16 protein-coding genes and 1 tRNA gene are annotated in these 17,486 nt (G+C 54.6%); 5 read left to right on the forward strand and 12 right to left on the reverse strand.

Annotated features, from left to right (window positions below; genetic code table 11):
* Positions 1-58 precede the first annotated feature (58 nt).
* Entirely contained in the window at positions 59-1,276 is a 1,218-nt protein-coding gene (gene fabB / locus ACERJC_RS11155) for a beta-ketoacyl-ACP synthase I (RefSeq protein ID WP_152403309.1), read from the reverse strand.
* 157 nt (positions 1,277-1,433) lie between these two features.
* On the opposite strand from fabB, the gene mnmC reads away from it, so the two are divergent.
* A complete protein-coding gene (mnmC, locus tag ACERJC_RS11160) occupies positions 1,434-3,446 on the forward strand; it encodes a bifunctional tRNA (5-methylaminomethyl-2-thiouridine)(34)-methyltransferase MnmC2/FAD-dependent 5-carboxymethylaminomethyl-2-thiouridine(34) oxidoreductase MnmC1 (protein WP_373671663.1) in 2,013 nt (670 codons plus the stop codon).
* A gap of 49 nt (positions 3,447-3,495) precedes the next feature.
* On the opposite strand, the gene ACERJC_RS11165 is transcribed toward mnmC, so the two are convergent.
* From ACERJC_RS11165 to prmB, 6 genes are read right to left on the reverse strand one after another with little or no spacing between them, the layout of a single operon-like run.
* A complete protein-coding gene (locus ACERJC_RS11165) occupies positions 3,496-3,771 on the reverse strand; it encodes a YfcL family protein (RefSeq protein ID WP_152403305.1) in 276 nt (91 codons plus the stop codon).
* Between the two features lie 31 nt (positions 3,772-3,802).
* Positions 3,803-4,351, reverse strand: a complete 549-nt coding sequence (locus ACERJC_RS11170; protein ID WP_152403302.1) for an elongation factor P hydroxylase — start codon at positions 4,349-4,351, stop codon at positions 3,803-3,805.
* On the reverse strand, positions 4,351-5,160 hold the full coding sequence (locus ACERJC_RS11175; RefSeq protein ID WP_286631312.1) for a sulfite exporter TauE/SafE family protein: 810 nt from the start codon (positions 5,158-5,160) through the stop codon (positions 4,351-4,353). Before ACERJC_RS11175 ends, ACERJC_RS11170 begins: the two co-directional genes overlap by 1 nt.
* Complete coding sequence (mepA, locus tag ACERJC_RS11180) at positions 5,160-5,984, reverse strand: penicillin-insensitive murein endopeptidase (protein WP_371894565.1); 825 nt, start codon at positions 5,982-5,984, stop codon at positions 5,160-5,162. Before mepA ends, ACERJC_RS11175 begins: the two co-directional genes overlap by 1 nt.
* A 3-nt stretch (positions 5,985-5,987) precedes the next feature.
* Positions 5,988-7,073 carry a chorismate synthase gene (gene aroC / locus ACERJC_RS11185; protein WP_286631310.1) on the reverse strand — a complete coding sequence of 362 codons (1,086 nt, stop codon included), beginning with the start codon at positions 7,071-7,073 and terminating at the stop codon, positions 5,988-5,990.
* Positions 7,074-7,099: 26 nt separating this feature from the next.
* On the reverse strand, positions 7,100-8,032 hold the full coding sequence (prmB, locus tag ACERJC_RS11190; protein WP_152403294.1) for a 50S ribosomal protein L3 N(5)-glutamine methyltransferase: 933 nt from the start codon (positions 8,030-8,032) through the stop codon (positions 7,100-7,102).
* Positions 8,033-8,200: 168 nt separating this feature from the next.
* Between prmB and smrB the strand changes: the two genes are divergently transcribed.
* Positions 8,201-8,752 carry an endonuclease SmrB gene (smrB, locus tag ACERJC_RS11195; protein ID WP_046483131.1) on the forward strand — a complete coding sequence of 184 codons (552 nt, stop codon included), beginning with the start codon at positions 8,201-8,203 and terminating at the stop codon, positions 8,750-8,752.
* A gap of 80 nt (positions 8,753-8,832) precedes the next feature.
* Here smrB and sixA read toward each other — a convergent pair whose 3' ends face one another.
* From sixA to ACERJC_RS11215, 4 genes are all read right to left on the reverse strand, one after another.
* Positions 8,833-9,318 (reverse strand): phosphohistidine phosphatase SixA, encoded by a 486-nt coding sequence (gene sixA, locus ACERJC_RS11200; protein WP_152403292.1) that lies wholly within the window; start codon positions 9,316-9,318, stop codon positions 8,833-8,835.
* 208 nt (positions 9,319-9,526) lie between these two features.
* Positions 9,527-11,671 (reverse strand): fatty acid oxidation complex subunit alpha FadJ, encoded by a 2,145-nt coding sequence (gene fadJ, locus ACERJC_RS11205; protein ID WP_373671664.1) that lies wholly within the window; start codon positions 11,669-11,671, stop codon positions 9,527-9,529.
* The gene (gene fadI / locus ACERJC_RS11210; protein ID WP_286631307.1) at positions 11,671-12,981 is read right to left on the reverse strand and encodes an acetyl-CoA C-acyltransferase FadI; all 1,311 of its coding nucleotides are present in this window, start codon (positions 12,979-12,981) and stop codon (positions 11,671-11,673) included. Before fadI ends, fadJ begins: the two co-directional genes overlap by 1 nt.
* Positions 12,982-13,160: 179 nt before the next feature.
* On the reverse strand, positions 13,161-13,445 hold the full coding sequence (locus ACERJC_RS11215; RefSeq protein WP_046483140.1) for a YfcZ/YiiS family protein: 285 nt from the start codon (positions 13,443-13,445) through the stop codon (positions 13,161-13,163).
* Between the two features lie 373 nt (positions 13,446-13,818).
* On the opposite strand from ACERJC_RS11215, the gene fadL reads away from it, so the two are divergent.
* Positions 13,819-15,159 (forward strand): long-chain fatty acid transporter FadL, encoded by a 1,341-nt coding sequence (gene fadL, locus ACERJC_RS11220; RefSeq protein ID WP_152403287.1) that lies wholly within the window; start codon positions 13,819-13,821, stop codon positions 15,157-15,159.
* A 74-nt stretch (positions 15,160-15,233) separates the two neighbouring features.
* Here fadL and mlaA read toward each other — a convergent pair whose 3' ends face one another.
* Positions 15,234-15,989 (reverse strand): phospholipid-binding lipoprotein MlaA, encoded by a 756-nt coding sequence (gene mlaA / locus ACERJC_RS11225; protein ID WP_152403284.1) that lies wholly within the window; start codon positions 15,987-15,989, stop codon positions 15,234-15,236.
* Positions 15,990-16,280: 291 nt separating this feature from the next.
* Here mlaA and ACERJC_RS11230 point away from each other — a divergent pair, with 291 nt between their 5' ends.
* On the forward strand, positions 16,281-17,222 hold the full coding sequence (locus tag ACERJC_RS11230; RefSeq protein ID WP_373671703.1) for a formate/nitrite transporter family protein: 942 nt from the start codon (positions 16,281-16,283) through the stop codon (positions 17,220-17,222).
* 76 nt (positions 17,223-17,298) lie between these two features.
* Positions 17,299-17,373 (forward strand) — tRNA-Arg (locus ACERJC_RS11235).
* Positions 17,374-17,486: the final 113 nt, after the last annotated feature.

Genomic DNA, 17,486 nt, shown 5'->3' on the forward strand with positions numbered 1-17,486 from the left:
TTGTCAACGAAACAAAAAAGGGGAGCAACCGGGCTCCCCTTCTTATTAAGAAAGTCACTTACGCTTTCAGTTTACGCATCACCAGCGTGGCGTTGGTACCGCCGAAACCGAAGCTGTTGGACATAACGGTGGTCAGTTCACGATCGAGAGTTTCGGTCACAATGTTCAGACCGGCAGCCTGCTCGTCCATCTCTTCGATGTTGATGCTTGGTGCGACAAAGCCGTGTTCCAGCATCAGCAGAGAGTAGATCGCTTCCTGTACGCCAGCAGCGCCCAGAGAGTGACCGGTCATCGCTTTGGTCGCGGAGATAGCCGGGCTGTTATCGCCAAACACTTCGCGAATCGCACCCAGTTCTTTCACGTCACCCACTGGCGTAGAGGTACCGTGGGAGTTCAGGTAGTCGATTGGAGTATCAACGCCGTGCATCGCCATCTGCATGCAGCGCACCGCGCCTTCACCAGACGGAGCCACCATGTCAGCGCCATCAGACGTCGCGCCGTAGCCCACGATTTCCGCGTAGATATGGGCTCCACGCGCCAGCGCGTGTTCCAGTTCTTCAACCACCACCATACCGCCGCCGCCTGCGATAACAAAACCGTCACGGTGCGCGTCATAGGTACGAGAAGCTTTAGAAGGCTGGTCGTTATATTTGGTGGACAGTGCGCCCATCGCGTCGAACTCACAGGCCATTTCCCAGCCCAGCTCTTCGCCGCCGCCCGCAAATACGATGTCTTGTTTGCCCAGTTGGATCTGCTCGACCGCATTACCGATGCAGTGTGCGGAGGTCGCACAGGCGGAGCTGATTGAGTAGTTTACGCCGTGAATTTTGAACGGTGTTGCGAGGCAGGCAGAAACTGCGGAGCCCATCGCTTTGGTGACCACATACGGGCCAACCGCTTTCAGGCCACGCGGACTACGCATTGCGTCAGCACCGAATACCTGCGCTTTGGAAGAGCCGCCGGAACCGGCAATCAGACCAACGCGCGGGTTGTTCTGATACGCGTCTTCACTCAGGCCTGCATCTGCAATCGCTTCACGCATGGAGAGATAGGCATAAATAGAGGCATCGTTCATGAAACGAACCACCTTACGGTCGATCAAACCAGTGGTGTCCAGTTTGACGTTGCCCCATACGTGGCTACGCATTCCTGCATCTTTAAACTCGTCAGAAAAAGTGATCCCTGAACGTCCTTCACGCAGAGATGCCAGGACTTCCTGCTGGTTATTACCGATGCTGGAAACGATGCCCAAGCCAGTAATCACTGCACGTTTCATTCAATACCTCTGTAATCGCACTATAGTAAGTTTCGATTGGCACAATAGCGTACACTTGTACGCCGAACAAGTCCGATCAGCCAATTTGTACTGAAATTTGCGCCGCCTGGCACACATCGCTAAGATCGTGACACTGCCTGTCAGACGAGTAACTTACGTGAAACAATACGCTATACAACCCGCCAACCTCGAATTCAACGCTGAGGGTACACCTGTTTCCCGAGATTTTGACGACGTCTACTTTTCCAACGACAACGGTCTGGAAGAGACGCGCTATGTCTTCCTCGGCGGCAACCGAATCACAGAACGTTTTGCAAAACATTCTCACCCGCTGTTTGTGGTGGCGGAGAGCGGTTTCGGCACCGGTCTGAACTTTCTCACGCTCTGGCAGGCGTTTGCTGAATTTCGCGCCACTCAGCCCGAGGCTACGCTACAAAGATTACATTTCATCAGTTTTGAAAAATTTCCGCTGACCCGCGACGATCTCACGGCGGCACATCAGCACTGGCCGGAGTTGGCTGAATTTGCCGGACAGCTTCAGGCCCAGTGGCCGTTACCGCTGGCGGGTTGCCACCGTCTGCTGCTGGATGAAGGACGCGTCACGCTCGATCTCTGGTTTGGCGATATTAATGAACTCACCGATCAACTCGATGACAGCCTGAATCAAAAAGTCGACGCCTGGTTTCTTGATGGCTTCGCCCCGGCCAAAAACCCGGACATGTGGACGCCAACGCTGTTTAACGCGATGGCGAGACTGGCTCGGCCGGGCGGTACGCTGGCGACCTTTACGTCTGCCGGATTTGTCCGTCGCGGTTTACAGGAAGCCGGTTTTACCATGCAGAAATGCAAAGGCTTTGGGCGCAAGCGCGAGATGCTGCGCGGCGTGATGGAACACGCTCCCGCGCTGCCAGCATCAATGCCGTGGTTTTCCCGTCAGGGCAGTGAAAAACGCGAGGTTGCCCTCATTGGCGGCGGGATTGCCAGCGCGCTGCTTTCGCTGGCGCTGTTGCGCCGCGGTTGGCAGGTCACGCTCTATTGCGCGGATGATAAACCCGCTCAGGGCGCGTCCGGCAACCGTCAGGGGGCGCTCTACCCTCTTCTCAGCAAACACGATGCGGCAATAAACCTCTTTTTCCCCGCCGCGTTTACGTTTGCCCGTCGTCTCTATGACGCCCTGCCCGTCAGGTTCGATCACGACTGGTGTGGCGTCACGCAACTGGGCTGGGACGACAAGAGTCAGCAGAAAATCGCGCAGATGCTGTCGCTGGATTTACCGTCAGCGCTGGCGAACGCCGTTGATGCTGAACAGGCGCGACGTCTTACCGGTGTCGATACCGATTGTGGCGGCGTGACGTATCCTCTGGGCGGCTGGCTGTGCCCGGCGCAATTAACCGCCGCCGTGCTTCTGCTTGCTGAAAAACAGGGATTACGCTGTCACTATCAGCATTCGCTGGCGGCACTTAATCAGTCTGCATCCGGCTGGAATTTGCAGTTTACGCACGGTAATTGCGCTGAACATGCCGTGGTGGTACTGGCTAACGGTCATCAGATTAACCATTTTACGCAGACACAACCGTTGCCCGTCTACGCTGTCGCCGGCCAGGTCAGCCATATTCCGACCACGCCAGCGCTTTGTAAGATTCGTCAGGTGCTGTGCTATGACGGTTATCTCACGCCGCAGAACCTGGCTAATCAGCAGCACTGTATCGGTGCCAGCTACCATCGCGGCAGCGAAGAGACGCAGTATCGGGAAGACGATCAGCAGCAAAATCGACAGCGCTTGATTGACTGCTTCCCGGCGGCGGAATGGGCCAAAGAGGTCGATGTCAGCGACAACGCGGCGCGCTGCGGCGTGCGCTGCGCCACCCGCGATCATTTGCCGATGGTGGGAAGCGTTCCGGACTACGCTGCCACACTGGTGCAGTACGCCGATTTAGCCGACAACAAAGCGGGCGCGGCAAATGCGCCGGTGTATGACGATTTATTTATGCTGGGTGCGCTGGGTTCCCGCGGGCTGTGCTCCGCGCCCCTGTGCGCAGAAATACTGGCTTCACAAATGAGTAATGAACCGATGCCGATGGATGCCGCCACGCTGGCAGCATTAAATCCAAATCGTTTATGGGTGCGGAAATTGTTGAAAGGGAAAGCGGTTAAAACACCGATGGGATGAACAGACGCGCCATCCGGCAAGTTAACCAGGCCGGATGGCGTTATCGTGATTATTGCACTGCTTTCTCGAACAGCGTGTCCCACATCTCTTTCACTAACGCCTGATCGCGCGGCGACAACTCACCGGCACCGATAGCGTTTTCCAGGCTGCGGGTGACGTTGGCATAGACGGCCTGAGCAGAATGGTCATCTGTACCTTCCAGTTCTGCAACGGCTAACGTCAGGTGGCCACGCAAATACCCACTGGCAAACAGCTCATCATCGCTTGCATGCTCTACCATGTCATCGATTAATGCCAGAATGCGTGATTCAAACTCCGCGATCATCTTCTTTCCTCATTGTAACGTGGCGCTGGCTTCAGTTGAGCGCTTCTGGCCACGGGAACTGTTCCGCCGTAAGTTCAGGCGTGTGATAATAATTCTGTAATGCCTTAATGAAGCGCGCCGGACGTTCGGGAATGCCGTTCTCCAGATACACCATCACCTGTGCATGAACCCGACGCTGGAACACCACGCGGTCTGGTTCAAAATCGCCTTCCAGGTTGTCGCAACTGACGTTAAACGGATACCCCGCTGCCACGCAGAACAACCAGTCAAACGCCTGGGGCTTCACTTCCACATCTTCAAACTGCCCCTGCGTCGCCGCATCTCGACCGTCCGGACAATACCAGTAGCCGAAATCCACCAACTCGCGGCGCGCCTTTCCGGCAATGCACCAGTGCGAAATCTCATGCAATGCGCTGGCGTAAAAACCGTGCGCAAAGACAATCCGGTGATACGGGATCTCTGCATCAGCAGGAAGATAGATCGGTTCGTCGTCGCCTTTAATCAGACGGGTATTAAAATCATCGGCAAAGCAGCCATTAAAAATGTCAATCAACTGTTCGTAGCGGTGCGTACTGTTCATTAATTCATCCCCAGCCAGTGGAGAATCTCCTGTCCATGGTTATCATAAAGAAGTTTCATGCTCATCACCGCCGAAACAATGACGATCATCGGGCGAATCAGCTTTTGTCCTTTGCTCAGTACCAGTCGGGAACCCATTCGCGCCCCGAGAAACTGTCCGATCAGCATGACAAAACCGGTGGCCCAAATCACTTTCCCGCCGATGACAAACAGCAGCAGGCCACCAATATTGGAGGTGGCATTCAGCACCTTGGCGTGGGCCGTCGATTTAGAGAGGTTATAGCCACACAGCATGACAAATGACAACGCGTAAAATGAACCTGCCGCCGGGCCAAAAAAGCCATCGTAAAAGCCTACGCAACCCCCGGCGACCAGGGCAAACGGCAGACCGTACAGACGACGCTGTCGGTCTTCCTCACCCACTTTCGGCATCAGCAAAAAGTAGAGACCAATGCAGATAACCAGAACCGGCAGGACCTGACGTAACACGTCAGACTTCACATGCTGCACCAACAGCGCGCCGCTCATCGAGCCAATAAACGTCATCGCGATATTGAGTTTCTGGTCAGCGAGGTTCACCACTTTACGGCGAATAAAATAAATCGAAGAAGAAATCGAGCCGCCGCAGGCCTGCAGTTTGTTGGTCGCCAGCGCCTGCGCGGGAGACATCCCTGCTGCCATCAGCGCGGGGATGGTCAACAGACCGCCGCCGCCCGCCAGTGAGTCGATAAATCCAGCCAGCATTGCCACAAAAAACAACACCATCAACAGTAGCGGAGAGACCATAAACAGGTCCGCAAAATTATCCATTAGAGTACATGCTCATCCAGTAGCGCCTGGCAGGAAGGCGGCAACGGAGGTGGTGTCTTCTTCTCAGGCTTTGTTGTTCCAGGTTTTGGTGGTTCAAACCAACTTTGCAGCTCGGCACCGCAGCCATCGCCCGGAGGAGGCAACGGTTGGTCTTCGCACTCAAGGCTGTCGGCAGGGCAACGCAATCGTACATGCATATGCGCACGATGCTGGAACCAGGGTCGCACTTTACGTAACCAGTCGCGATCGGTACCGGCATCGAGGCAAAGTTGCTGTTTTATGGCAGGGTTCACAAAAATACGGGTGACGTCGTTATCTTCCGCCGCCAGCTTAATCAGGCTGGCGATTTCCGGTTTCCACAGGGTCGGCACCACATGTTTACCGTCACGGGCGACCAAATCCAGCGCCTGGGGACGCAGCAGTTGCGCCTGAGTCCAGCGCGTTTTTGGCAACTGCAGGAAAATATCCACATCCAGGCCGGTCTGATGGCTGGCATGTCCACCATTAAATCGACCACCGGCGGGCATTCCCATGTCGCCAATCAGCACCGTTCCCAGTCCAAGATTGTTCACCTGCGTACTCAGGCGCTGAATAAACATCACCAGGTCGGGATGGCCGAAATAGCGACGCTGATCGGTGCGCATCACCTGATAATGCTCGGACTGCACGGGAAGCGTGTCCGCTCCCACAATGCAGCCGTTCGAGAAGCCACCAATTGACTGCGCGCTGCCCGGCACGGGTTGGGCAATTTTTTGCCACGGCGTCGCCGCCAGGCTGGCCGTGCTGGCAAGCAGGGCCAGCAGTGCTATCGCGGTTTTTTTCATCTCTTACCAGCGTGGAATATCCGTTTTGACATCCGCATTTTGCGCCCGTTGACGTAACAGGTGATCCATCAGCACGATCGCCAGCATCGCTTCCGCGATCGGTACGGCGCGGATCCCCACGCACGGATCGTGGCGTCCTTTGGTGATCATCTCCACCTCTTCGCCAAAGCGATTAATGGTGCGCCCTGGGACGGTAATACTGGACGTCGGTTTCAGCGCCATGTGGGCCACGATCTGCTGACCGCTGCTGATCCCGCCCAGAATACCGCCAGCGTGATTGCTCTGGAACCCCTCTTTGGTGATTTCGTCACGGTTCTGGCTACCGCGAAGCGCCACGACGTCAAACCCGTCGCCAATTTCGACGCCTTTCACCGCGTTGATGCTCATCAGCGCGTGGGCGATGTCGGCATCGAGACGATCAAAGACCGGCTCGCCCAGCCCTGCCGGTACGCCGCTGGCGACCACGGTCACTTTCGCGCCGATGGAATCGCCCTCTTTTTTCAGCGCACGCATCAGTTCATCCAGCGCCTCAATCTTATCCGGATCCGGACAGAAGAAAGGGTTAAGCTCTACCTGCGACCAGTCTTTGATCGCCAGCGGAATGTCGCCCATCTGGGTCAGACAGCCCTGAATGATAATGCCAAATTTTTCGGTGAGATATTTTTTAGCAATCGCCCCTGCCGCCACGCGCATCGCGGTTTCTCGTGCGGAGGAACGTCCGCCGCCACGATAATCGCGCAGACCATATTTCTGCTCGTAGGTGTAATCCGCGTGTCCGGGACGAAACACGTCCTTGATGGCGCTGTAGTCCTGTGAACGCTGATCGGTGTTTTCAATCAGCAGCCCAATGCTGGTGCCTGTCGTGACGCCTTCAAACACGCCGGAAAGGATTTTGACCTGATCCGGTTCACGACGCTGCGTTGTGTAACGTGACGTGCCAGGGCGACGTCTGTCGAGATCGTGTTGCAGGTCAGCTTCCGTCAGCGGAATGCCCGGCGGCACACCGTCGACGATACAACCGAGCGCCAGCCCGTGCGATTCGCCGAAGGTGGTTACACGAAAGAGTTGTCCAATTGTATTTCCTGCCATTGCGGTCTCGTTGTTGTCGTTGTGGTTTAATCTTTATAGAGGCTGAAGTGCTCGCGGGCAGCGATCAACTCGGCTTTGGTCAGCATAAAGACGCCATCGCCGCCATTGTCAAATTCCAGCCAGGTGAACGGCACATCCGGGTATTGTTCCATCAGATGTACCATGCTGTTACCGACTTCACAAATCAGAATACCGTCATCAGACAGGTAATCCGGCGCGTTGCCCAGAATGCGACGGGTGAGTTTCAGGCCGTCAGTACCGGACGCCAGCCCCAGTTCCGGCTCATGACGATATTCATTAGGCAGATCGGACATATCTTCCGCGTCAACGTACGGCGGGTTGGTCACGATCAGGTCGTACTGGACCTTAGGCAGGTCGCGGAACAGATCGGAGCGAATGGGCGTGACGTGATGGATCAGACCGTGCTCTTCAATGTTGCGTTCCGTCACGGCCAGCGCGTCTGCCGAGATATCTACCGCGTCCACTTCCGCTTCCGGGAAGGCGTAGGCGCAGGCAATAGCGATACAACCGCTACCCGTACACATATCCAGTATGTGGTGAGGTTGTTGTGCAATCAGCCCCGCAAAGCGGTTGTTGATCAGCTCGCCAATCGGAGAGCGCGGCACCAGCACGCGTTCATCGACATAGAACTCATGGCCGCAGAACCAGGCTTTATTGGTCAGATAGGCCACCGGGATACGTTCGTTCACGCGACGGATCACGCGCTCAACAATACGGTGGCGTTCGCTGGAGGTCAGGCGCGCGGTGCGCATATCTTCGGGGATATCCAGCGGCAGATACAACGAGGGCAGTACCAGCTGTACGGCTTCATCCCACGGGTTATCCGTACCATGACCGTACCAGATATTCGCCGCACTAAAACGGCTAACCGCCCAGCGCAACATGTCCTGAATGGTATGCAGATCACTCACTGCTTCATCAACGAAAATTTTATCCATCTGTTCCTCCAGGGCATGCTCGCATTAATTTCGGCGGCTAGTTTGCCATGAAGACGGCGATAAATCAGCAATCACGCAGGGGTAGCGGGTGAAAATTGCGTTTTGAGCATTCGCATCCGCATCGAGTCGGGTAAACTAACGGATAATAAAAAAAGATGAGACCGCAGAATGAAAAAGAAAACATCGCTCAGCGAGGAGGACCAGGCGCTGTTCCGACAGTTGATGACCGGCACCCGTCAGATTAAACAGGACACGATTGTTCATCGCCCGCTGCGTAAAAAGGTCACCGAAGTTCCGGTTAAGCGACTGCTTTCAGAGCAGGCCGATGCCAGCCACTATTTCTCTGATGAGTTTCAGCCGCTGCTGAATACGGAAGGCCCGGTGAAATATGTTCGTCCTGACGTCAGCCATTTCGAACTGAAGAAAATGCGTCGTGGCGATTACTCTCCGGAATTGTTTCTCGATTTACACGGTCTGACGCAGCTTCAGGCCAAGCAGGAGCTGGGCGCGCTGATTGCTGCCTGTCGACGGGAGCATGTGTTTTGCGCCTGTGTGATGCACGGTCACGGCAAACATGTGCTGAAGCAACAGACGCCCCTGTGGCTGGCGCAACATCCGCATGTCATGGCTTTCCATCAGGCACCAAAAGAGTACGGCGGCGATGCCGCGCTGCTGGTGCTGATCGAGGTGGAAGAGTGGGCACCGCCGGAACTGCCCTGAGCGCAAAAACAACAAGAGCCGCATCAGCGGCTCTTTGAGAGTATGACAAACCTCATCCCGATACAGGATAAGACGACAGGTTAAATCGCTTTCGCCATTTTGAGGTTACACGGACTCATCTGCCAGTTGAATACCCCTTTTCCGCTGTCATCCAGCGTTACACTGGCAATTGCTGAGGTGGTAAACATCGGCGGCGTTTCGCCTGGGCACAGCTCGGACACCAGGTAACCCACTAACGGGAGGTGGGAAATCACCAGTGCGGTGGCGACACCTTCATTGGCCAGAGCTTGTAAATAAGCGCTGACCAGACCGACATCGCCGCAGGGAGTCAACTCCGGCAAAACATCCACGTCGCCTGGCAGGTTCATGCATCCCCCTACCACATCCAACGTTTGTTCGGCTCGCAGGAACGGGCTCACCAGAACACGTTCGATATCCACTTTTTGACCTTTCAGCCAGTTCGCCATAAGGCGGGATTCATCACAACCACAGGTGGTTAAGGGACGAACCGAATCACTGGCGGCATCGAGGGCCGCGTCGCCGTGACGCATGATAAAAACTTGCATATTGCACCGCTTTTGTTAACCAGAATCACACGCACCCCAGCTAAAACCTCTCAGGGTTGCTGTAATGCAGTGGCCGGCATTGTGCCTTATCCGTTCACTGAATGAAACGCTGTGTTTTACCTCAATGGCGTAAGTATAGTCAATCTGTGTTTACAATTTAACCAAACCACAACCATTCAGTACGGATTTACCTTAACATTTGACCTTGTTAATTCAGGTCAGTTGCATCTGCTTTCCAGAAACTTTCACCCCGCTCCGCCATCTGTAACAACGTATCGCACGGCGTAAACCGTGGACCATACAGCGAAGCCAGACGTTGCAATACCGCAACCACTTCACCCGCGCCGAGAGAATCCATATAACGGAACGGGCCACCGAGAAACGGAGGAAAACCAATACCAAACACCGCGCCGATGTCACCATCGCGCGCGCCACGGATCACCTGCTCGTCGAAGCAGCGCGCCGCCTCATTGAGCATTAACATGACGCAACGTTCCGCAATCTGCTGGGTAGAGAGCCGACTTTGCCCCTGTGCGCCAATAAGCCTATAAATTGCGGGGTCGACCTGTTTTTTGCTTTTACGCCCTTTCGCCCCATAAAGATAGAAACCCCGACCATTTTTTCTACCTTTGCGATCGTCATTCAATATTGATGAAACAACATTTGCAGGGGCGCTAAAACGCTCGCCATAAGCGGCTTCCAGTATCGGTATAATTTTAGTGCCTGTGTCGATTCCGACCTCATCCAAAAGTTGGATTGGCCCAACAGGAAAACCAAACTTTACCAGTGCGCTGTCGATCTGTTCGACCCGCTCGCCTTCGGTTAGCAGGCGAATTGCTTCATTGATATACGGTGCAAGAATACGGTTTACGTAGAATCCAGCCTTATCACGCACCACAATCGGTGTTTTGCCCTGTTTTTTCGCCAATTTAACCGTCGTGGCGATGGTTTGCCCCGACGTCGTGGCATGCGGGATCACCTCCACCAGTGGCATTTTCTCAACCGGGCTAAAAAAGTGCAGACCTATCACCTGCTCGGGTCTGGCCGCTTTTGCCGCAATATCGCCAATGGGTAAAGATGAGGTATTGGAGGCAAAAATGGTGTGTGAGGCGCAATTTTGCTCAACTTCCGCCACCATCTGTTGTTTTAACGACAGATCTTCAAACACCGCCTCAATAACCACATCGCGATGGGAAAAGCCGCGATAGTCCACCGAACCTGAAATCAGCGCCAGCTGTTTGTCACGCTCGCTGGCTTTGATATGCCGGCGACGTACCTTCGTTTCAAGCTGATCCCAGCTGTATTTCAGTGCGTGATTGATTCCTTTGGGATTAATGTCTTTGATGCGAACTGGCAAGCCACCTTTACAGGCAGTAACATACGCAATGCCCCCGCCCATCAGCCCGCCGCCTAATACGCCGACGCTGCGTAACGGTCCTGGCGTAACCTCACTGCCCGGATCCTTTTTCACGTCCGTACTGGCAAAAAAGATATTACGTAACGCCTGAGACTGCGGCGTCATCGCCAGCTCGCCAAATGCGCGCGCTTCCGCGTCATAGCCGCTGCTGCTGCCCTGCGCCAGTCCCGTTTCAATCACCTGCAAAATGCGTTCTGTCGCCGGGTAGTTGCCCTGAGTTTTCTGTTCTGTTTTCTTACCGACCATGCGGAACAGCAACGCTCGCCCAAGTGGGCCCGCCAGAATACGTTCACGAACCGGAAGGGATCGATGACCGGGGCGATCTTTTTTCGCCCATTCCACGGCGGCGTCCAGCAGGATCGTCTGCGGAACCACCTCGTCCACCAGCCCCGCTTTCAACGCCTGCTTCGCGCGAAGTTGCTTACCGGTGAGGATCATATCCAGTGCCGTACTGACGCCCACCAGGCGCGGAAGCCGTTGGGTGCCGCCTGAACCCGGTAGCAGTCCCAGTTGAACTTCCGGTAAACCGAGTACCGTTTTCGCATCATCCGTACAGACACGCGCATGACAGGCCAGCGCCAGTTCAAGCCCGCCGCCCAGACAGGCGCCGTGAATGGCGGCAACCACCGGGATCGGCAGCGCGTTGATCTCAGCCATCAGTTGCTGCCCCTGTCGCGCCAGCATTTCCGCTTCTTGCGCGCTTTTGCAGCGACTAATCATATTGATATCCGCTCCGGCAATGAAATTGTCCGCTTTCGCGGAAACGATCACGACGCCGCGAATCGCCTTGTTTTCACGGATCTGTTTAAGTATGACCCGAACCTCGGAGGCGAATTCCGCCTTGAGGGTGTTCATCTTTTCTCCTGGGACATCAACGGAAATGACGGCGACGTTGTCCAGACGAACGTTAAGCGTAAAAGCCGATGTCGTTTCCATTATTCCGCCTCCAGAACCATTGCCGCACCCAGTCCACCCGCCGCACAGGCGGTGACCAGACCAAAGCCGCCACCGCGCCGGCGTAATTCGTGCAGGGTTTGCGTAATCATCCTCGCGCCCGTCGCGGCAAACGGATGTCCAAAGGCAATCGAGCCGCCGAGTACGTTAAATTTGCTGTCATCGACTTCACCGGTGGCATGGGACCGACCGAGCACCTCACGGGCAAAGCGCTCGCTACCGAGTAACTGGAGATTCGCCAGCGTCTGCGCGGCAAAGGCTTCGTGCATGTCGAAAAGCGTCAGATCGGCCATCGTGATCCCCGCACGTTCCAGCGCCAGCGGCGTGGACCAGGCCGGCCCCAGCAACATATCCTGCCAGACATCGATAGCGGTAAACGCGTAGCTGCGCAGATAGCCGAGCGGAACCAGCCCCAACTCTTTGGCACGGGATTCCGTCATCAGGATGACCGCCGCCGCGCCATCCGTCAGCGGCGTACTGTTTGCCGCCGTTACACTGCCATGTTTCCGGTCAAATGCCGGACGTAGTCTGGCATAGTCCGCCAGCGTGGAGTTGCCGCGGATATTGTTATCTTCAGACAGGGGATCTTTAAAAGGCGGCGTGTAGGTGGTCATCACCTCATCGGCCAGCTTTCCTTCTGCCCACGCCTGGGCGGCACGCTGGTGAGAGCGATGCGCCAGAGCGTCCTGTTGTTCACGGGTAATGCCGTAGGTTTTCGCCATCTGTTCGGCGGTATCGCCCATTCGCAGGCCGGTAGAGTACTCCGCCACGGCAGGCGGGACGGGCATCAGATCGCGCAAGCGCAGACGGGAAAAGAGTTGCAGACGCTGCCCCATCGTGCGGGCTTTGTTGACATCGACCAGCACCCGCGCCAGTTTTTTGCTGACGCCAATGGGCAGCACCGAAGAAGAGTCCGCCCCGCCGGCGATACCTGCACGAATAGTACCGGCCATCAGGCTTTCCGCAACGTTAGCGACGGCCTGAAAACTGGTCGCACAGGCACGACTGACGCTGTAGGCATCGGTATGCACATTCATCCCGGTCCCGAGCACAATTTCACGGGCAATGTTCGGTGCTTCCGGCATCTGGACGACCTGCCCAAAAACCAGTTGCTCAATAACATCGGCAGGGATTTCACTGCGCGCAAGCAGTTCGCCAACCACCATTTTGCCGAGATCGACGGCGGGAATGCCATGATAGGCGGTCGCCTGACGGGCAAAAGGCGTACGTAATCCGCTCACAATGGCGATGCGATCGCCCTGACGGGTGACCAGCGGTAAAACCTGACGCATAACACTCCCCTGTAAAAATAAAATAAGTGGTCTGACCTGATCATAGTCTTAACCAATTTTTTACATTTAGCCAAGCGGAGCGCAAAGAAAGTGAGAGCTATGGCACAGTGAATAATCACTGCCTGAAATGAAAATGCCCCGGGAAAAATCACCGGGGCATCAAAAACAACGAGGTGGGATTAACGCAGACCCAGCTGGAAGATCAGGGTTTCGGCTTCACAGGCGAAGACAAAATCGATATCCAGACGCACACCGTCAGACTCTTCGGTGAAGGTTGAGGTGATTTTGCACGGTTCAGATTCCACGCTGCGCGCTTTTTCGGTCAGCGCCGCCAGCGTCTCTTCTGCATCTGCGCGGTTAGCGAACACGCGGCTGTATGATGCGGTGCAATCGGAGTTGTCCATGATGGTACCAACATCCATACAGCAGCAAACCGGGGTTTCATCAGCACTGCATTTACTCATTGTAGATTTCCTCTGTATTTTGCACCCAGGGTGCCAGATAAACGATGGGGATATTTTACGCTCCCCACATTCGCCTCTCCAGTTGTTAATTGTGCGAAATGCGATAAGTGACCGAAATCACACTTAAAAATGATCCAGAACAAATTTCACCCAAAAGAATGAGTGCGCAAACCGTCAATTTTGCCAGCTGGATCGCGTTTTTAAGATCACAATTGAAAAAACTTATAAACATACTTGCAACATTTCATCTGGTCAGACCTATACTCACGCCACTGGTCTGATTTCTAAGTCGTACCACAGACCCTACACTTCGCGCTCCTGTTACACCATGTAACATAGTTTGTATAAAAATAAATCAATTGAGGTTATGGTCATGAGCCAGAAAACCCTGTTAACAAAGTCTGCTCTCGCAGTCGCAGTGGCAATTATCTCCACCCAGGCCTGGTCTGCAGGCTTTCAGTTAAACGAATTTTCTTCCTCTGGCCTCGGCCGGGCCTATTCGGGTGAAGGCGCTATCGCAGACGATGCAGGTAACGTCAGCCGTAACCCAGCGCTGATCACGATGTTCGATCGCCCAACGTTTTCTGCGGGTGCGGTCTATATCGATCCGGACGTCAACATCAGCGGACGCTCGCCGTCTGGCCGTAGCCTTGATGCGGATAACATCGCACCAACGGCATGGGTGCCAAATGCGCACTTTGTTGCGCCAATTAACGATCAGTTCGGTTGGGGAGCATCAATTACCTCTAACTACGGTCTGGCGACAGAGTTTAACGATACCTACGCGGGCGGTTCTGTCGGCGGTACCACCGACCTTGAAACCATGAACCTCAACTTGAGCGGTGCTTATCGCCTGGATGACGCCTGGAGCTTTGGTCTCGGTCTGAACGCCGTTTATGCACGGGCGAAAATCGAACGCTTCGCCGGTGACCTGGGTCAACTGGTCGCCGGTCAGGTAATGCAATCGCCTGCCGGACAAACGCCGCAGGGTCAGCAACTGGCTGCCACCGCAAACGGCATCCCGAGCGATACTAAAATTGCCCACCTGAACGGTAACCAATGGGGCTTCGGCTGGAACGCCGGGATCCTGTATGAACTGGATAAGAACAACCGCTACGCCTTGACCTACCGTTCTGAAGTCAAAATTGATTTTAAAGGCAACTACAGCAGCGATCTGCCGCCAGCGATCAACAACTACAATCTGGGCATCCCGACCGCTACCGGCGGCGCAACCCAGTCGGGTTATCTGACCCTGAACCTGCCAGAAATGTGGGAAGTGTCGGGTTATAACCGCGTGGCGCCGCAGTGGGCTATTCACTACAGCCTGGCCTATACCAGCTGGAGTCAGTTCCAGGAGCTGAAAGCGAAATCCACCAGTGGTCAGACGCTGTTCCAGAAAGATGAAGGCTTTAAAGACGCCTACCGCATCGCACTGGGTACCACCTACTACTACGATGACAACTGGACGTTCCGTACCGGTATCGCCTTCGATGATAGCCCGGTTCCATCTCAAAACCGTTCTATCTCAATTCCGGATCAGGACCGCTTCTGGCTGAGCGCCGGTACCACCTACGCCTTCAATAAAGATGCTTCAGTTGACGTTGGCGTCTCTTACATGCACGGTCAGAGCGTTAAAATTAGCGAAGGTCCATACCAGTTCGAGTCCGAAGGTAAAGCCTGGCTCTTTGGTACCAACTTCAACTACGCATTCTGATTTGTTGCAGATGTAAAAGTTGCAGATGTAAAAAAGGTGAGCTTTTTGCTCACCTTTTTATTTGCCCAATCGACTCACTCGGAATCGATCTCTTTCAGTTCGTCCTGAATCGCCTGCGCGTTCGGGTTTTCCTGCGGCTTGAGCTTCCCGCCATCCGCGATAAAGTCATGACGCTGGAAGTAAGCTTCACGAACCATAATGTAGGGATCGGAGGACTGGCGCAGCAAACCATCGGAATCCAGCAACTGCGCGCGGGTTTCAATCCCTTCAATCGTCCACTTACCGATAGACATCGGCCAGGTCAGCCAGGAAAGAACCGGATAGAACGTATCCGCCATATCACCGCCGTCATCACGAATAGTCCAACTGCCGTAGAACGGTAATTGCACGTAAGGACCGTAACCTACGCCATAGTGGCCGAGGGTACTGCCGAAGCGATGTGGCTCAACGCGCTGCAGTTTCTGGTTAGCCATACCGGCGACGTCAATAAAGCCGCCCATCCCCAGAATCGTGTTGAGGAAGAAACGGGTGAAATGCACCATCCCCTGATAGGGATCACCCTGCAGGAAATAGTTCACCATGACCGCCGGTTCTTCCAGGTTTCCGGTAAAGTTGCTCAGACCATTACGGGCAGGCTGCGGAACATAATCACGCCAGGCGACAGCCACCGGTCGAACGATATACGGATCCAACACATTAAAGTTGAAGTTGTACATGGTGCGGTTGAACCCTTCAAACGGGTCTGAACGCCCCTGCTGTTCTGTGCCAGAACTTGCACACCCCACCAGCAGTGTGGTTCCCAGCGCAAGCGCCGACAGGCGAAGCTTCATAAATGTCTCCCTGTTAATTATGGCTATCGCTGATTGCCATCCATGACGGAACGCTACCGTATCCGCCTGTAAAGGTGTGAGCGATTGTAACAGTACGTCAAACGATGTCTATATCACCGAACTCGTTGATGTGATCATAGCCTGGTCACACCAGAATCGCCGCGCTTCTATTCTAGCGAGATGGCGAAAAACAAACGTTACCATTTTTGCGTTTTCAGAGTATGCCCTGACGGGGTTCAGGCGAAAAACCGCTACGCTTTATTTTGTCTGTGCTCCTACCGGGGATGAATGATGGTTGATCATGAAAACGACAAGATAGATACACATAGCGACGAGCTAGCCGTCGAAAGTGAAGAGAAACAGAGCGGGAAGAAGATAGAAGTGGATGAGGACCGCCTCCCCTCGCGGGCGATGGCGATTCACGAGCATATCCGTCAGGACGGGGAGAAAGAGCTGGAGCGGGATGCGATGGCGCTGTTGTGGTCAGCCATTGCCGCCGGGCTTTCGATGGGAGCCTCACTGCTGGCAAAAGGCATCTTCCACGTCGAGCTGGAGGGCGTACCGGGCAGTTTCTTGCTGGAGAATCTCGGCTATACCTTTGGTTTTATCATCGTCATTATGGCTCGTCAGCAGCTATTTACCGAAAACACCGTCACCGCCGTGTTGCCCGTGATGCAAAATCCGACGTTCGGTAACGCGGGCCTGTTAATGCGACTGTGGGGCATCGTGCTGTTGGGGAATGTACTGGGCACTGCGATTGCGGCGTGGGCTTTTGAATACATGCCTATCTTCAACGAAGAGACCCGCGATGCGTTCGTTAAGATAGGCATGGAGGTGATGAAAAACAGCCCCACGGAAATGTTTGCCAACGCTATTATTTCCGGCTGGCTGATTGCCACTATGGTCTGGATGTTCCCGGCAGCGGGCGCAGCGAAGATCGTGGTGATTATCCTGATGACGTGGCTGATTGCGCTGGGCGATACCACTCACATCGTGGTGGGTTCGGTTGAAATTCTCTATCTGGTATTTAACGGTACGCTGCACTGGAGCAACTTCCTCTGGCCATTTGCCTTACCGACGCTTGCTGGAAACATTTGCGGCGGTACCTTTATCTTTGCCCTGATGAGCCACGCGCAAATCCGCAATGATATGAGCAACAAGCGTAAAGAAGAAGCCAGGATAGCGGCGCAAAAAAGAGACAACGCGCAGAAAAAGGTAGAAAAACAGTCCTGAATGGCGACGGTTTGAACAGTCAGGCGGCCCCTCACTTACCGAGGCAAACAAAAACCGGTATACTCGGTGCCGCTTCGTCCCCTTAGTTAAATGGATATAACGAGCCCCTCCTAAGGGCTAGTTGCAGGTTCGATTCCTGCAGGGGACACCATTCTATGGTTCGCCGCCCTCCGCAATAGTTCGCAAAATTCCTTACACAGCAAGCATCAAATAAAAGACCAGTTCGCCATAGTTCGCAATAGAACGTTGACAGCCGCATAGTCA

This window comes from Citrobacter telavivensis, from assembly GCF_041807075.1.
Classification (GTDB): domain Bacteria; phylum Pseudomonadota; class Gammaproteobacteria; order Enterobacterales; family Enterobacteriaceae; genus Citrobacter_A; species Citrobacter_A telavivensis.

What these genes read in the sequence shown, in the direction of transcription:
- fabB (WP_152403309.1), bottom strand. Translation starts at nt 1,276, where the DNA reads ATGAAACGTGCAGTGATTACTGGCTTGGGCATCGTTTCCAGCATCGGT.
- ACERJC_RS11165 (WP_152403305.1), bottom strand. Translation starts at nt 3,771, where the DNA reads ATGATCGCGGAGTTTGAATCACGCATTCTGGCATTAATCGATGACATG.
- ACERJC_RS11170 (WP_152403302.1), bottom strand. Translation starts at nt 4,351, where the DNA reads ATGAACAGTACGCACCGCTACGAACAGTTGATTGACATTTTTAATGGC.
- ACERJC_RS11175 (WP_286631312.1), bottom strand. Translation starts at nt 5,160, where the DNA reads ATGGATAATTTTGCGGACCTGTTTATGGTCTCTCCGCTACTGTTGATG.
- mepA (WP_371894565.1), bottom strand. Translation starts at nt 5,984, where the DNA reads ATGAAAAAAACCGCGATAGCACTGCTGGCCCTGCTTGCCAGCACGGCC.
- aroC (WP_286631310.1), bottom strand. Translation starts at nt 7,073, where the DNA reads ATGGCAGGAAATACAATTGGACAACTCTTTCGTGTAACCACCTTCGGC.
- prmB (WP_152403294.1), bottom strand. Translation starts at nt 8,032, where the DNA reads ATGGATAAAATTTTCGTTGATGAAGCAGTGAGTGATCTGCATACCATT.
- smrB (WP_046483131.1), top strand. Translation starts at nt 8,201, where the DNA reads ATGAAAAAGAAAACATCGCTCAGCGAGGAGGACCAGGCGCTGTTCCGA.
- sixA (WP_152403292.1), bottom strand. Translation starts at nt 9,318, where the DNA reads ATGCAAGTTTTTATCATGCGTCACGGCGACGCGGCCCTCGATGCCGCC.
- fadJ (WP_373671664.1), bottom strand. Translation starts at nt 11,671, where the DNA reads ATGGAAACGACATCGGCTTTTACGCTTAACGTTCGTCTGGACAACGTC.
- fadI (WP_286631307.1), bottom strand. Translation starts at nt 12,981, where the DNA reads ATGCGTCAGGTTTTACCGCTGGTCACCCGTCAGGGCGATCGCATCGCC.
- ACERJC_RS11215 (WP_046483140.1), bottom strand. Translation starts at nt 13,445, where the DNA reads ATGAGTAAATGCAGTGCTGATGAAACCCCGGTTTGCTGCTGTATGGAT.
- fadL (WP_152403287.1), top strand. Translation starts at nt 13,819, where the DNA reads ATGAGCCAGAAAACCCTGTTAACAAAGTCTGCTCTCGCAGTCGCAGTG.
- mlaA (WP_152403284.1), bottom strand. Translation starts at nt 15,989, where the DNA reads ATGAAGCTTCGCCTGTCGGCGCTTGCGCTGGGAACCACACTGCTGGTG.
- ACERJC_RS11230 (WP_373671703.1), top strand. Translation starts at nt 16,281, where the DNA reads ATGGTTGATCATGAAAACGACAAGATAGATACACATAGCGACGAGCTA.